The sequence below is a fragment of the Pseudogemmobacter sp. TB195 genome, from assembly GCF_058313095.1.
Genome location: NZ_JBZEGG010000003.1, coordinates 237,392 through 250,668, shown reverse-complemented (window position 1 = coordinate 250,668; position 13,277 = coordinate 237,392). Strand labels below are relative to the sequence as shown.

Sequence of the window (13,277 nt, the reverse complement as noted above, 5' to 3'; positions counted from 1 at the left end):
TGCTGGGCACACCGATGCCCCCCTGATTGGCCAGCCGACCCGTACCCCCCCTTTCGCCCCAACGAGAGTGCAAACGAACCGGGGGCGCGGGTCTGGTGGTCAGGCCCCCCCTCTTAAAAATGAAGGGGGGGCCGGCTCGCGTCGATCAGGATTCGCTGTCGAAGCTGCCTTTGGTGAAGGCCGCAGCATGGCGCACCGCAAGCGCCACCCGTTCCTCAGCCAGCACGGTGATCATGTTGCGGACAAAGTTGTCCCGGTCCTCGCTCGATACCAGCACGCGCGGCGACCAGCGGTCATACAGCGTTGCCCCGGCACGGAAGGCACCGACAAGGAAGCTGCCGGCATCAACCGCCTTAGTTTCGACCACTGGCAGGCCAAAGAGCATGGGCGTGATGGCGGCCCCGGGTGCTCCAAGGATATAGCGCCCCTCGGCATCCTTGATCAGCCGCATGGTCATCCAGTCAGACGGGTGCAGCAGGATCGCATCTGCCGGGAACTCAGCCAGCGCATTCTGCAGAAGGGCCGCCCCGATGGTGTCGATCTGGTTGTCGAGCGCGATGGAGATCGGTGACACGAAGGCTGTGGCTTGGGGCACGATGCCATGCAGGTTCGCGCCGACGTTGTTGCCATTCACCAGCTGCTGCTCTTCCTTCTCGCGCAGCCCGGCAATCAGCTCATTGTCGATGATGTCGCGCAGCTGGGGAAGATCCTCGAGCACCTGCCGCGAGGCCTGCGTCCAATGGGCGATGACCTTGGTGTTGAGCTGGCGAAGCTCGAAGGCCAGATTGCTTTCCGGCTTCAGCGCCCCCTCGGCCACGGTATCCGCGCCGGTGGCCTGTTCGGTCTGGGCCGCATATTCGACCTGACCCGTCGAAACGGAAATGACCGGCAGGAGGTCGCGGATCGTCAGCTTGCGGCGCGGCATCATTGCCGCACTCGGGTCGTGGAAAGCCTGGCCCAGTGCGCCGCCCGAAGTCGTGCCAGTGGTGATTGCCTTCACCGACAGGTCAATCCCGACCTTGGCCGGACGGCTGGTGCTGTCTGAGATGAAGTCAGGCAGCGCCTTGGCCTCGATCACCTGTTCGCCCCAGCTCTTCTGGAGAATGGCTCCGCCGCCCCCGGTGCGGAAACGGGTCATCATGTCGGACACGGCATCCCCCAGGTCGACGATGCTCTTTTCAGTCTTGTCGATGCGATGGGTCGTGGCCTGGGCCAGATCCCCGATCTTTGACAGGATAGCCTGCATCGGATCAGCGTCCTTCCGGGCGAGGTGGCGGCCAGCGGCCAGAGCGGCGGCGATGGCGATGGTGGTCTTGGTGGTCTGCATCTCAGATGCTCCTGATCTTGAGGGACGCCGCGTCGAGCGCGCGCGCAATCTGGTTGGTCATGTCGTGATCGAGGGGTGGGGGTTGTTCCGGCCCATTGAGGGCGGAGAAGCCGCCGGCCGCGAACTTGATGGCGGCCGCCTTCGACAGCCCGGCATCGCGGAGGAAATCGACCGCGGCGGCCTTGCTGGCGATATGCTTCACAGCGAAGATCTGCGCCGCCGGATTGGCCGGTGCCGTCACGATGCTGATTTCGGCAAGGTCGAGGTCGGTGATTTCCCATGCCCCCTTGCCGAGATATGAGCGCGCACCGTCTGGCGTGATGTAGCCAATGGACAGACCACCAGCATCGCCCGCGACGATATGCTCAAATGCCTCTCGCCCGGCAGCGGTCTTGAGGTTGATCTGCCCGCGAACGTGCAGCCCCTTTTCGTCCTCAGCCATATCGAGCCAGCGACCGATTGGCTGCTCAAGCCGGTGCGACCAGAGCATGGCGGGCAAGGTGCCCTGCGTGCGGTGGTCCTTGAGCGTCCGCGAGAAGGCGCCAGAGCGAACAATGTCACCGTGCCGATCCGGTTGGCCGTCGAAGGTGCTGGCATAGCCCTCGATAATGCCCGCCGCCGTAGCTTTGACCGCCAAGGGCAGAGCGGGCGCAATCGAAAGCGCGTTATTGAACTTTTCACTGGGGGTCATGGTTCTCTCGCCAAGACATGGAAAAACGACAGGGAAGCCCTGCGTTGAACCTCGCGCCCGGTATGGTTGCCGGTGCTGTCGAAGGCGGTGCGTTGGTATGTCGGCAAGCCGAGACGCAATCGAACCGCCTGAAATATAGCACGGAATCCGGACGCGAGGGAAGACTTATTGCGCCTCGACCTCATCCGCGAGCATGCGGAAGACATTGGCCGCGCCGGACGCGCCGTGCCACAGAACAAGCTTTTCCGCGCAATGGGCGAACATCCGGCCAAGGATCATTTCAACATCAGCCCCACTGGCGAGCATCTGCCCAACAGCGTCTTGTATGATCTGATCAGAGGCCTGCGCAGTGATCGAGGTGGTCTTGGTGGTGATGGTCATGTTGACATCCTCTGCTGTGAATAATGTTGGCGACAACGCAGGCGGCACAGCCACCGTCTGGCAGTCGGTCGAAACTCGTAGGGGATGGAGATTCTTAGAGTGTCCCCCTCAGAGGGACAGGCTCAGGGTCAAAAAGGGCCTGTTCGTCCCCCTCAGAGGGACAGGGTGGCCGGTTTTCGGCGGTGCTGGATGATCAAACGTCCCCCTCAGAGGGACAGGGTGTCCCTATCTGAGGGACAGGCTTTTGATTTTTGGGCCGGGCATCTTACCCTTCTTGACCGGGTAATCACTGCCCTCAGACCAGAGCATAAACTCTTGCGTGGCGGTCCTGTTATCGGGCGTACCAATCTCGGTCAGTCGCCAGACGGTTGCCCGACCCTCACCGCTCGATCCTAGCGCCCCGATCTGCCGAGGCACCAAAAAGCCCTTGGCTTGCAGCTCGTGAAAGACCGCCTGCGCCCTGTTCTTGCCCGTGCCCAAGTATTCCGCCGCCTCTCGCACCGACATGCTGAAAAGCCCGTTCTTTTGCCCGTGTGCCCCGGCCCGCCGTTTAAGCTCGGGATAGAGCGCCTTGGCATAGACGGTCAGCGCCAGCCACGCCGGGCACTCCATCGTGCGAAATAACATCGGCACGAAGCGCGAGAGCTTTTCGTTCCGCCTGTCTCTTCCCATTCACTGAAGGCCCCTCATCGCGTCGAATAAGTTTCGAGCGTCGTCCATGCGCTTTTGGACAGCGCGCAACTGCATCTCGATGCGCACATCAGCATCAGGCCCATCTCTAAACGCTACGCTAGCGATGACCTCTGAAACCTCACACCCCAACGCGCAGAGGCACGACACAAACTCCCTCTCACGCATCATTGCCTCCCAGCAGTGTTGCCCTCGCTGCCGGCGAAGTCCGCGCCTAGTAGGTCGCGAATATTCGAGGCGCGGAGGGGATCGAATAGGCCATCCGTCATTCGAAACCGCAGGCCGCCCAGACCCTGCCAGCCGAACAAATGCCAGAGAGTGCACCAGACCGCGAAATCATCGGAGACAGGCTTGTTTGTCTCGTTCGTGCAGGGCCATTCCGGGCGCATGTCAAGAAAGGCCAAGTGATAGCCCCCCTTCACGTTCCAGATGAAGGCCATAGGCTGATCGCGATCACCCCGCCAAATCCCATCGCTCACAATCAGCACGGATCCAGCGGGGGGCAGCTTCGCGGACTTTAGCCAATCCAGCGTTGCGCCAATCCCTCCCAAATCCGCCACCGTGTCGGAATTGATGGCATAGCGGTGCATCCGCATATACCGCTGCGCCGTGCGCTCACCTATGCCGGTGCCTGCCAGCCATTCGGACCAGTTGCCATGCCCGGCCAATTCCTTTGCCTCGCAAAGCACCTTGCCCGCATCCAGAGCCTTCCGGGCCGCGTCCAGTTGATGCCCCTCAATCTCGCGGTGGAGATCCGAGACAAGCCCGGCCAGAACTGGCAGCCTGTTGCTATCAGCCATTGACCTGCCCTCCCTTGGCCTGAGCCTCAAGCCATGCGTCCAGATCGGCGCGGCGGGCACAGATGCGCCTGCCCATCTTGAAGGTCGGCAGCCCCTTGGTTTCGTGCAGGTGGTAAAGCTGCCGCGTGGTGATGCCGAGGTATTCAGCGATGCTTTCGGCACCATAGAGAAGCGGTGGAGCGTGTTGCGCCATGTTGCATTCCTTGTCGCGTCGTTGTTGCACGGAGTTGCCCGCAAGACGCGGCGGCGGGCGGTAAGTGGTTGATTTTGCTGTGACCATGCGGAGACGGACTGCCGGACAGAAAAAGGCCCCACACGGGGGCCTATCTATTTGATTTTATTTTGATTTATGCCGCCATTTTCACTTCGTGGCGTGTCGTCACGAGGTTCTTGACGAAGTTGTCGCGATCCTCGGTAGACCGGCGCACCTCGACACCCTTGCGCTGCCAGATCAGGGTGTTGCCGACGAAGCCGCCCACGATGAACTTGCCCTGTGGCAGGCCCTTGGTGCGCACGACCGGCAGGCCCCAGGCGGTGTTGCCCATGAACGCCGGGTGCAGATAGCGCCCGTCAGCATCCTTCGCGAGATCCAGAGCCGCCGCGTCGAGGTGGTTCATGATCACCGCCGATGCCAGCAGATCTGCTTCCGCCACCTGCGCGATGGCGACCCGGATATCATCCATGGCATTCGCCGGGACGACATTGGGCACGATGGTGCTGTCATAGGTGGTCGAATTGGCGATCAGGCCATCGATCCGCCCCGTGGTGCCGGGGCCGTTCAGCAGCTCGCCTTCTTCCTTCAGCTGGAGACCGTAGAGGCCACGCTGGTTGATGTAGGCCTCCATGCCGTCGACATCGTCCAGCGTTTCTTCGGTCACACGGAAGAAATGCGCCATCTTCACCATCGGCGCGGCCTTCGGCTCGAAGGTCAGCTCCGATTGCGGCTTCTGCGCCCCCTCGGCAACCACTCCGGCATTGTTGGTGAAGCCGGTTTCCTGCAGGTATTCAATCACGGCGGCCGAGGTGGCGGCAGTCGGGATGATGTCGCGCAGGAACAGTGCCTGGTTGACCGGCTGGATCAGGCCGCGCGAGCCGCGCCGCACGCCGCCGGGCAGCGTGATCGTGCCGAAGCTGCCGGTGGTGACATCCTTGACCTCAAAGCGTGCCTTACGGTCATCCTTCAGGGTCTTGAACTCGTCGTGCTCGGCGATGATGCGGCCCAGCGATTTGCCCTCAAGCTGATCGCCCTGATGCGACAGCTTCAGCGTAAGATCGGCAACCTTGTCGCCCAGTTCGGCGAGATCCTTCCGGCTGCCCTCAATGCGACCCTTGATATCGGTCACATCCTCGCCGGAAGCCTTCTTCTCGTCGAGAACGCGCAGTTGCTCCGAAAGAGCGGTCTGCGCGGTCTTGACCTCGGCCAACGTGCCGGTCGCGGCCTCAAGGGCCTGTTTGATTTCGAGATCCATGCTTGTCTCCTGTGATGGACGGTCAGATTTTGAAGGCGTCTCTGATTGCCTTCGCGGTCTCCGAAGCGGACGCGTCACGCTGTCCATCGCCCAGAGCATCAGGCGCGCGCGCAGCAATCGCCTTGCGCAGCCAGACCGGGAAGCCCGCGTCACGCAGGGCCTCTTCCACGGATTTCTTGAGGGGCGCGAAATCGCCAGCCTTCGTCGCCAGCATTGCAGCCTCGACGCCTTTCACGGCATCAACGCCAGAGCCAGCCTCCATCGGGAATGTGACCACGGAGATTTCCCAAAGGTCGATCTCCTTGAGGTGCCGCTCGCTGCCGACCCGCTCCGCGTCCTTCGTGCGGTATCCGATAGAGAGGCCCTCAATGGCGCCCATCTTCATCAGCTCATAGACTTCGCGGCCCTTCACCGTGCCGAGGGCCAGCTTGCCCGAGACGCGCAGGCCCTTTTCGTCCTCGCTGACCGAAGGCCAGACCCCGATGGGCTGGCCCGGATCGTGTTGCCAGAGCATCTTGATCGACTTACCGCCGGCAAGCGATTTCGCATAGGCGCCCGGCCGCACGAGATCACCGCCTGCATCAACAACATTGAAGCGCGAAGCGTAACCGGTGAACGTGCCTTCTTCGGTCACGGCCTCGACATCGAGCCGCGCAAGCTTCCATTCCATATCCATGGCTTTTGCCCCTATTTCGTCGTCAGGCCGGATTGCTTCGCGACCGGCAGCACATCGCCGCCCTCGATGGGGTTCTTGCCCATCCATTCGAGAATGCCATTCGGGGTTTCCCAGGCCGCATTGTTGCCCAGGGCTTTGGCCGCGTAATCGGCCCGAGCAGCCAGATCCATGCGGTAGTACTGGGTCTCGTCAAAATCGACATACTGACCCGGCTCCAAAAGCGAGAAGCGGATCGCCTGCTCCCACCGCTTGACCCAAGGGCCGAGCGTGACAGTGACGTGATAATCCATCGCGTCCGAAATCCGTGTCAAAGACTGACCTGCCGCGTCATGCGCGAGGAAGATCGGATGGATGCCATAGGCGCGGGCGACTTCCTCGATCAGGAAGCGCCGGGTTTCCATGAGCTGCATTTCCGCCTGGGTGGCGATGATGCTGCGATATTGCGTACCGCTGTCGAAGATGGGCGTTCCCGGCAACTTATCGATCAGCGCGTCTTTGACCATCTGCGCCGAGGTCGGGCTCAATTGTTGCTCGGTCGTGATGTAGCCTGGCACCGCCTTGCGCGTGCCATCATCCAGCTGCCGATCTTCCAGCGAAAGGGCCAGTTTCAGTACCTTGCCGATTTCGGTGGTGATGTTCAGGCCCTCGATGTCGTTCCAGCGCGGGCAGGTCACCTCAATGAAGTCGCGGCGAGTCAGGTTCCGCAGGTATCCGAGCCCCGGCACGGTGGCGTCATAGATCACCCGCCCGCTCGGCTCATCCTTTCGCACAAAGACAGCCCCATCCTGCATCGGGATCAGCGCGCGAATGCGGCCTTTGTAGCCGCGATGAATGTAAGCCCGACCAACACCACGAAAAACCGCCCACATGGTCAGGGTCTCGACGAACTCGACCGGCGTCATCCATTCATTCGGTCCGTCGCGCCCGCAGAGCCGCTCCCAAAGCTCGCCCTCTCGGATCGGCGTCTTGATGGCGCGCCCGAGACGGTCATGAGTCAGCATGCCGACCGTGATCGGCAGCGAAGAAACTCCTTCAGCAATCCGCAGACCGGCGGCCAGGGCCGATGTCACCTTCAGTTGCTTCTCGCGCTCACTCACGAAACGCTCGATAAGGCGCTCCTGATAGAAGCGGTTTCCCTCGCCAGCGGGATCAGCGCTTTTGCGCGAAAACGGCCACAGCTTCATGTGAACAATACCCCGCCTTCCATGTAGCTGCGCTTGCCTTTGCGCTCCGCCTTTGTCGCCCCAACCCCCATGGCGAGTGCGACCATGCCGTCGATGCGGCCCCGCTGACGCTGCTTGTCGAAAGCCTGATTGCCTTGGCCATCCGAAATGAGGACAGTGTTTGCCGCACAGACATGCGTCATTTTGTTTTCTTCGATCAGGATCTCGCGCTTGAGGATCTTGTCCGTAAGGCGCGAAATCGAATGCGGCATACAAAGCTGCCGCCCTTCGAACGCGATGCGCGTCCCTTGGGCATGCGTGACGATCTTCAGGCCGGAACCTTCCGGCAGGTCCGGTCCCATAAAGCGCCACACCGCGAGGCCGATCTGCTCGCAGGCCGCGATGAAGTCGGACACATATGCAGGGTCCACCACCAGCGCTTCGACCGTTTGCTTCGCGCAAATCAGCCTCACCTGCTCGGCGACATAGGTGTAATCGATCACCTCGCCCCGGACCGCCGTCAGATGGCCAGCCTCAATATACGCCTTGTAAGGTGTCCGATCCTCAGCCTCGCGCCGGGCCAGACCGCCTTCCGTGGTCCAATACCAGAGCTTTGCCGTCAGCCTGTCATCATCGTCGCGCCATACTGCGGAAAGCGCGGTCAAATCGTTCTTCTTGGACAGATCGAGAGCCAGAACGCAGGGAAGATCGCGCAAAAGCTCGGATATAATCACGTCTTTCGACTGCACAGCCCGCCAGGCGCTTTCATCTGCCAGCCAGAACCCAGACGACCCGACAGGCCGACCAAAATACAGTCGCTCCGTTGCGAGCCGTTCTGACGGCATATGCTTGGCAGTTTCGACACGGCGCCGCACGTTTTCGGCGGGATAGGTCACCCCAAGAGCCGGCAGCGCCTTGATCCAGCAGCTTTCGTCCGAGAACGGGTCATCATCCTCATCGACCCGAGCAATATAGCTAAACGCGCTATCATCCTCGATCATGCCGACCGCGACGCGCTGGTAAAACTCGCTGTAATCGGTCCCGACAGCCTGATCGGCAGCGGGCGTATTGGTGCCAAGGATCATGAGCGGGTCGCCGGGCATTTTATCGACAGCGGCTTTCCAAAGCTGGATGGCCTTGTCCGTCCGCATTTCATGGACCTCGTCCGCGAAAACCGCGATGGGCTTCGGGCCTGAGATACTGTCCTGCGATGCCACGGGCAGGAATTTTGCACCTACCGCCGGCACCTCAATCTTCCACGCGTTGTCACCGGTTCCGCGAATGATGACGCGCCCCAGGCTTTCGAGAGTGGCCCCATCCTTGCCGGGGATCTCAGCCCGGCACAGTGCAACCGCATCCGAGAAAAGAACCTTCGCCTGATCGCGGTCGTTGGCGATCGCATAGGCTTCCGCTCTCGGAACGCCGTTGAAGCCGATCATATACAGCCCGATTGCCCCCATCAGCGGGCTTTTGGCCTGTCCTTTCCCGGTCTCCAGCCATGCGTGCCGGAACCGGCGCGTGCCGTCTGCATTGCGCCAGCCAAACAGGCTGCCGACGACAAAGGTCATCCAGTCCAGCAGGTGGAAAGGCTGGCCGGCCTTCGCTCCTGCGGTCACGGTGAACATGGCCGGGAAGAAACGGAAGGCCCGGTCTGCCTCGCCGGGATCAAATCGCAGCCCGCGCTTCGCCCCATTGGCCAGATCATTCAGATGGCGCTGGCATGAAGCCCGAACAAACTTTCCGGCGGTTATCTCGCCAGATACGACCTTACTGGCGTATGCCGTTGTTGGATCCGAGGAACTCATCTGCTGGCGCGCTCCCCTTCGGCGGCTTCTCAGTGGCTGGCCGTGGTTGCGCCTCCCCGAACATTGCCTTCTCCAGCTTCAGCATCCGGTCATTAAGCTTTTCGACCGCCGCCCACTCAAAACTGAACACGTCCCCGCCGTTCGGGCCCTGCTTCACTGGGCCAGCCTCGGCCGCGCCCGGATAGAGCGCCTCATATTCCACCCGCGCCCTGACATAGCGATCTGCGCGGTTGACATTGGCCAGGTTGACCGCGTTCGCCTCTGCAAGGGCCGCAACCACCTCGCGCCAGAACAGTTTTGCCTGCTCGGCCCGCGCCTCATCGCCCCGGAAGATGGCATCGTATCTGGGCGCAACAGGCCTTTTCGGAGCCATAGAGCCGCCTCCTATGTTGGCTTTTGACCCCTACCCCCCTTTTCGGACCGCTCAGAATGCAAACGAAGGGGAGACGCGGGTCTCCAGCGCCAAGGGGGTGCTTTAAAAATCATGGGGGGGGGCAAAGGCTCACCTCGCCCAAGGATGCCCCGGATCAATCGGCCTGCCGTCCTCATCATGACCAGCGATGAAGCCGCGATGGCTGGCCTCCTGTGCTGCCCTGTCATGGCACGCTTTGCAGACCGCCATGAGGTTCGCGGGATCGGTGAACAGTTGCCAGTCCCCCTTATGATCCCTCTTGTGGTGAACCACTGGCGCATTGGGGGCGAGGTGCTTGCCGATCAGAAGGCAGCCACATCCCGGCCACTGACAGGTGTAGTCGTCACGCAGGAGTATCTGCTTCCGCAAGGTCGTCCATGCTTTGGTGTTGTAGAGCGCACGGTGCTCGGGTCGGTGACGTGATGCGCTGCGCGGCAGGTTGTGGCGGCCGGAGGTGGGTTGCATCACTTCTTCGGTGGAACGGGCGCGTCAGTATTGATCATGGGAGGCGAGCCAGCATCACGCCGTCCAGGGGCGTCCCGCATCCCCACCTCACACGGAACATCCATCACGCGACCGGCCAGGCCGATCAGCCAGCAGGCGATGCGGGTGCGCAAGGTGAAGCTGCGCGGCATGCGGACGGTTAGGGTCATGCCCTTCATAACTTCCCTGGTAGTGAGGGAGAGTTTGCCTGTGTCAGCCATTGATCTACCTCCTGCTGTTCCCCGCTCCCCACATTCCCGCCCATTCGCGCCGCTAGGCGGGCCCCGGCGAGTTGATGCGGTGATCCGCGCATGTGGGTGATTACGGCTGCGGGGTGTGGCCGGGTGAAGTGGGGCCGTGAAAGGCGGGGTAATGCGCGGGGTGGCGGAGTTTTGCTGGGCCGGTCGCCTCGTCACGCGCCAAGGTTGCGCGAATCGTTCCATCACTTTTCGATTACCGCACAGCAAACAGAGGAGGTCGCAATGGGCCAGAAATGGACGACGGCGCACAAGCTCGCCTGCCGTGATGAGAATGGCGCTCTAACTCGTGTTTACCATCAGGTGCTGCTCGATGAGGCAAGGGAACCTGTTCAGGAAAGGTTTGTCCTCGGCAACAGCGAGCCAGTATCAAGGGCTCGGGGACTGTATCACCGAGAGAATGGGAAAATCATTACCCCACCACCGGTTTCACTTCCCTAAAAAAGAAACGCCCTCGGCAATCCCGGGGGCGATCCTCTTGTGGACGCTACAGTGCGCCACTCTCGCTGTGATTGCGCTTGCGGGAATCGGATGGGCTGGCGCAGGCTTAAACTGGCTCGCCGCAACTCGCAGTGGTCTGGCAATGGAGGGACCGACTAACAGATTCCGTCTCAGCCAGACGCTGGGAGAAAGGGGGTGATCTTATGGCGAAGCGAATTCGTATCCGCGTTAAGGGGACCATCCGGATCAAATGATCCACGCGGCGGGCCACCATTGATAGAGGTGACATTTTGAACGAAATTTTGAACGAACGCCTCAATGCACTGGAAAGGCGCTTTGATGAACAGGAGATCTACCATCGCAAAATTGAAGCGAATATCGCTGATCGCCTCGGAAAATTAATCGCCTCTGGCTTCACCAGCGAGTTCATCCGCAACACGATACTCAATGCTGAGCCGAACTACCCTTATGCAAAAGACGATCACGATATGCTCGACTTTGACAAAGCTGTCGATGATGCGATGCGAGCATATCTTCGATCAGATGCGAAGTAAGGCGAGCCAAACGAGCGCGGAGTGCCACTTGGCCGCGCTTAATGTCTTGAGCGGATACCTTGGGTCGAGCCGACGAGCGCGGGATTGAAACCCGCAGCTCTGCCACTGAGCACATCAGCAAGGAAGAAAATCCGGCGCCCTGTGCACCGCAACAACCATTCATCGCCAGTAAGGGTAAGAGGTAACCATAAAGGATATCAAATGACCCTCGAACAAGCCCACGCCATCGCAATGCTGATCACATCGGTTATTGGCGTACTGAAGGCGCTCGGATAAGCAAAACGCCCTCGGCAATCCGGGGGCGTTTCTTGTCTGCTCATAGCTTCGCCAGGGGGCTCGCAGGGTGGACCTATCGGGTAGGCCCTGCGGCAGAGGGCTGCGCGTCCGGCTTATAGCCTCGCACAGGTCGCCGCTCTGCCGCTGAATCTAAGCCTAAGCGCTTGTCCCGTCAACATCTTGCGTCCTGCCGTCGAATATCTCCAGGACCTGCTGCACATCGGGCACTATCCTGAAGCTGCCGATCCGGAAGGATTTCGGCGGGGTGTGGATATCGCCGAAGATGATCTGCACGGTTTCAAAGCCGCTCGGCTCCTTCACCCGCACCGGCCGACAAGGCGCGTCGAGGTGGTTGCGACAGGCCTGCGCCAGTGACTGGATGCCCGCAGGCGAGAACAGGGTCTCCGCTGCCTCCAGAAATGCAAACCCCTCCTTGATGGTGTGCCGGATCTTTGCGGCCTCACGAATGGCGGCCTGCATCTCCTCCTCGGTCCATTCCTCAGTCTGGGCATCGCGCCACTGCAGCAGCTTGGATCTGGCCTGTCTCAGGTGTAGGGATCTGGGCTTCGTCAGGATGCCGATACCCTTGACGCCGGGAGTGCGCAGCACCGAGGTGTGAGCGAGGCGGATATTCAGCTCGGTCGCCAGCGCAGAGACCGCGCGCTCCAGTTCGATCAGATCCTCGGTCAGGACCAGCAGGACGCCCAGTGCCTGAGCTATATCCTGATGGACCGACCTGCGCAGGGCGACAACCCGCATGCGGACCTTGAGCTTTCCCGCCAGGTCTTTCACCAGCGGGGCATCGATCCGGTTGGCGCAGTTTATGCCGCAATAGGCGATCCGGCCATCTGCGAGGCGCGCGGTCCAGCCGTGGTAATGCGGGGTCTTTTTCGCGCAGAAGCAACACCGGACCTCAAAAGCCGCGTGGTACTCGTTAACGAAATCGACGGGCAATTCGCCCGGTGCAACTTCGGTTGCGATCCCCTCCTGTAGGTCCGGGCGGGAGATGTAGAGGCCAGACCCATCGTCCAGCGTGACACTGTTGCGGAAGCCCTTTTGCTGGACCATGGCGCTATCCTTTAGTGTTCAGGTGAAGGGGATTGAGGAGGACGCTGCGAGGGCCGCCGAGCATATCGACCTCACCGACGATCTTGCTGCCCTTGACGCCCATGAACTTGATCTGCTGACCGGCAAAAGCCCCGAACAACACCTCAAGCAAGGTTCCGATCTTGATGTTCGGCCCAAGACCTGTGTTGTCGAACTCGCCCAGCGCGACCCGCTCCATGATCGCATCCAGCTGGCGCACCATGCGGATCGGCAACGGGCCATGATCATCCGCCACCCACGCGATTACCTGCCGCGAGGTGCAGATCTCGGGCCATTGCTCAGGCTGAACCCATGCGAGGATGTATCCCGGCAGCAGCGGGCGGGCGGTTTCGACCGGCTTGCGCTTCTTCCGGGGCTTGCTGAGGGTGCGGTAAGTTGGCGCCCAGGTCTTGATGGCGAGGCCACGCAGCTCTGCATCTGCGTCGAACTCTTTGCCGGTCATGCAGCGCAGGACAAACCAGCCTTCCGGCGGGAGTTTGAAGCGGTTGCGGGCGCTGAAATTCGAATGCCAGACCGAAAAACCGAGAATGTCATCCGGGCCGCCGGTGTGGGGCCAGGTGAGGCTTTCAGCCCTCAAAGGCGCGCGGGGGCGCTTGCCCTCCGGATCGGCAGGATTGCGGTATGTGGGCCGGATCAGGGCCGCTGCCGGGCCGGTGTATTCGCCGCCGTGGTGCTCGTGTTTCGTCCACATTTACAGAACCTCCACCAGCTTGATCGTCATGAGGATGAGGCACCCGCCCATCAC

Annotated in this window: 16 protein-coding genes; 1 reads left to right on the top strand and 15 read right to left on the bottom strand. The window is 61.2% G+C overall.

Going from position 1 to position 13,277, the window contains the following annotated elements; translation table 11 throughout:
* Positions 1–145 precede the first annotated feature (145 nt).
* The 13 genes from AC4FS3_RS05625 to AC4FS3_RS05565 form a co-directional block, all read right to left on the bottom strand.
* Complete coding sequence (locus tag AC4FS3_RS05625) at positions 146–1,327, bottom strand: phage major capsid protein (protein WP_491019697.1); 1,182 nt, start codon at positions 1,325–1,327, stop codon at positions 146–148.
* A 1-nt stretch (position 1,328) separates the two neighbouring features.
* Positions 1,329–2,018, bottom strand: a complete 690-nt coding sequence (locus AC4FS3_RS05620) for an HK97 family phage prohead protease (protein ID WP_491019696.1) — start codon at positions 2,016–2,018, stop codon at positions 1,329–1,331.
* Positions 2,019–2,183: 165 nt separating this feature from the next.
* Entirely contained in the window at positions 2,184–2,399 is a 216-nt protein-coding gene (locus AC4FS3_RS05615; RefSeq protein WP_491019695.1) for a hypothetical protein, read from the bottom strand.
* A 225-nt stretch (positions 2,400–2,624) separates the two neighbouring features.
* A complete protein-coding gene (locus AC4FS3_RS05610; protein WP_491019694.1) occupies positions 2,625–3,071 on the bottom strand; it encodes a hypothetical protein in 447 nt (148 codons plus the stop codon).
* A gap of 185 nt (positions 3,072–3,256) precedes the next feature.
* Entirely contained in the window at positions 3,257–3,889 is a 633-nt protein-coding gene (locus tag AC4FS3_RS05605; RefSeq protein ID WP_491019693.1) for a DUF3102 domain-containing protein, read from the bottom strand.
* Positions 3,882–4,082 (bottom strand): excisionase family DNA-binding protein, encoded by a 201-nt coding sequence (locus tag AC4FS3_RS05600; RefSeq protein ID WP_491019692.1) that lies wholly within the window; start codon positions 4,080–4,082, stop codon positions 3,882–3,884. Before AC4FS3_RS05600 ends, AC4FS3_RS05605 begins: the two co-directional genes overlap by 8 nt.
* Before the next feature lie 154 nt (positions 4,083–4,236).
* Complete coding sequence (locus tag AC4FS3_RS05595) at positions 4,237–5,358, bottom strand: phage major capsid protein (protein ID WP_491019691.1); 1,122 nt, start codon at positions 5,356–5,358, stop codon at positions 4,237–4,239.
* 22 nt (positions 5,359–5,380) lie between these two features.
* A complete protein-coding gene (locus AC4FS3_RS05590) occupies positions 5,381–6,034 on the bottom strand; it encodes an HK97 family phage prohead protease (protein ID WP_491019690.1) in 654 nt (217 codons plus the stop codon).
* Between the two features lie 11 nt (positions 6,035–6,045).
* Positions 6,046–7,218, bottom strand: a complete 1,173-nt coding sequence (locus AC4FS3_RS05585) for a phage portal protein (protein ID WP_491019689.1) — start codon at positions 7,216–7,218, stop codon at positions 6,046–6,048.
* Complete coding sequence (locus AC4FS3_RS05580; protein ID WP_491019688.1) at positions 7,215–9,002, bottom strand: terminase large subunit; 1,788 nt, start codon at positions 9,000–9,002, stop codon at positions 7,215–7,217. Before AC4FS3_RS05580 ends, AC4FS3_RS05585 begins: the two co-directional genes overlap by 4 nt.
* On the bottom strand, positions 8,965–9,375 hold the full coding sequence (locus tag AC4FS3_RS05575; protein ID WP_491019687.1) for a hypothetical protein: 411 nt from the start codon (positions 9,373–9,375) through the stop codon (positions 8,965–8,967). Before AC4FS3_RS05575 ends, AC4FS3_RS05580 begins: the two co-directional genes overlap by 38 nt.
* Before the next feature lie 129 nt (positions 9,376–9,504).
* The gene (locus tag AC4FS3_RS05570) at positions 9,505–9,879 is read right to left on the bottom strand and encodes an HNH endonuclease (protein WP_491019686.1); all 375 of its coding nucleotides are present in this window, start codon (positions 9,877–9,879) and stop codon (positions 9,505–9,507) included.
* Positions 9,879–10,118 carry a hypothetical protein gene (locus AC4FS3_RS05565; RefSeq protein WP_491019685.1) on the bottom strand — a complete coding sequence of 80 codons (240 nt, stop codon included), beginning with the start codon at positions 10,116–10,118 and terminating at the stop codon, positions 9,879–9,881. Before AC4FS3_RS05565 ends, AC4FS3_RS05570 begins: the two co-directional genes overlap by 1 nt.
* A 767-nt stretch (positions 10,119–10,885) precedes the next feature.
* On the opposite strand from AC4FS3_RS05565, the gene AC4FS3_RS05560 reads away from it, so the two are divergent.
* The gene (locus AC4FS3_RS05560) at positions 10,886–11,149 is read left to right on the top strand and encodes a hypothetical protein (protein ID WP_491019684.1); all 264 of its coding nucleotides are present in this window, start codon (positions 10,886–10,888) and stop codon (positions 11,147–11,149) included.
* A gap of 432 nt (positions 11,150–11,581) precedes the next feature.
* Here AC4FS3_RS05560 and AC4FS3_RS05555 read toward each other — a convergent pair whose 3' ends face one another.
* Positions 11,582–12,493: a hypothetical protein gene (locus tag AC4FS3_RS05555; protein WP_491019683.1), complete on the bottom strand. Its 912-nt coding sequence runs from the start codon at positions 12,491–12,493 to the stop codon at positions 11,582–11,584.
* A 4-nt stretch (positions 12,494–12,497) separates the two neighbouring features.
* Positions 12,498–13,223 carry a transcription termination/antitermination protein NusG gene (gene nusG, locus AC4FS3_RS05550; RefSeq protein ID WP_491019682.1) on the bottom strand — a complete coding sequence of 242 codons (726 nt, stop codon included), beginning with the start codon at positions 13,221–13,223 and terminating at the stop codon, positions 12,498–12,500.
* Positions 13,224–13,277 lie beyond the last annotated feature (54 nt).

Bases quoted from the DNA above. Each gene is read 5' to 3' on its own strand.
- AC4FS3_RS05625 (WP_491019697.1), bottom strand. From the start codon at position 1,327: ATGCAGACCACCAAGACCACCATCGCCATCGCCGCCGCTCTGGCCGCT.
- AC4FS3_RS05620 (WP_491019696.1), bottom strand. From the start codon at position 2,018: ATGACCCCCAGTGAAAAGTTCAATAACGCGCTTTCGATTGCGCCCGCT.
- AC4FS3_RS05615 (WP_491019695.1), bottom strand. From the start codon at position 2,399: ATGACCATCACCACCAAGACCACCTCGATCACTGCGCAGGCCTCTGAT.
- AC4FS3_RS05610 (WP_491019694.1), bottom strand. From the start codon at position 3,071: ATGGGAAGAGACAGGCGGAACGAAAAGCTCTCGCGCTTCGTGCCGATG.
- AC4FS3_RS05605 (WP_491019693.1), bottom strand. From the start codon at position 3,889: ATGGCTGATAGCAACAGGCTGCCAGTTCTGGCCGGGCTTGTCTCGGAT.
- AC4FS3_RS05600 (WP_491019692.1), bottom strand. From the start codon at position 4,082: ATGGCGCAACACGCTCCACCGCTTCTCTATGGTGCCGAAAGCATCGCT.
- AC4FS3_RS05595 (WP_491019691.1), bottom strand. From the start codon at position 5,358: ATGGATCTCGAAATCAAACAGGCCCTTGAGGCCGCGACCGGCACGTTG.
- AC4FS3_RS05590 (WP_491019690.1), bottom strand. From the start codon at position 6,034: ATGGATATGGAATGGAAGCTTGCGCGGCTCGATGTCGAGGCCGTGACC.
- AC4FS3_RS05585 (WP_491019689.1), bottom strand. From the start codon at position 7,218: ATGAAGCTGTGGCCGTTTTCGCGCAAAAGCGCTGATCCCGCTGGCGAG.
- AC4FS3_RS05580 (WP_491019688.1), bottom strand. From the start codon at position 9,002: ATGAGTTCCTCGGATCCAACAACGGCATACGCCAGTAAGGTCGTATCT.
- AC4FS3_RS05575 (WP_491019687.1), bottom strand. From the start codon at position 9,375: ATGGCTCCGAAAAGGCCTGTTGCGCCCAGATACGATGCCATCTTCCGG.
- AC4FS3_RS05570 (WP_491019686.1), bottom strand. From the start codon at position 9,879: ATGCAACCCACCTCCGGCCGCCACAACCTGCCGCGCAGCGCATCACGT.
- AC4FS3_RS05565 (WP_491019685.1), bottom strand. From the start codon at position 10,118: ATGGCTGACACAGGCAAACTCTCCCTCACTACCAGGGAAGTTATGAAG.
- AC4FS3_RS05555 (WP_491019683.1), bottom strand. From the start codon at position 12,493: ATGGTCCAGCAAAAGGGCTTCCGCAACAGTGTCACGCTGGACGATGGG.
- nusG (WP_491019682.1), bottom strand. From the start codon at position 13,223: ATGTGGACGAAACACGAGCACCACGGCGGCGAATACACCGGCCCGGCA.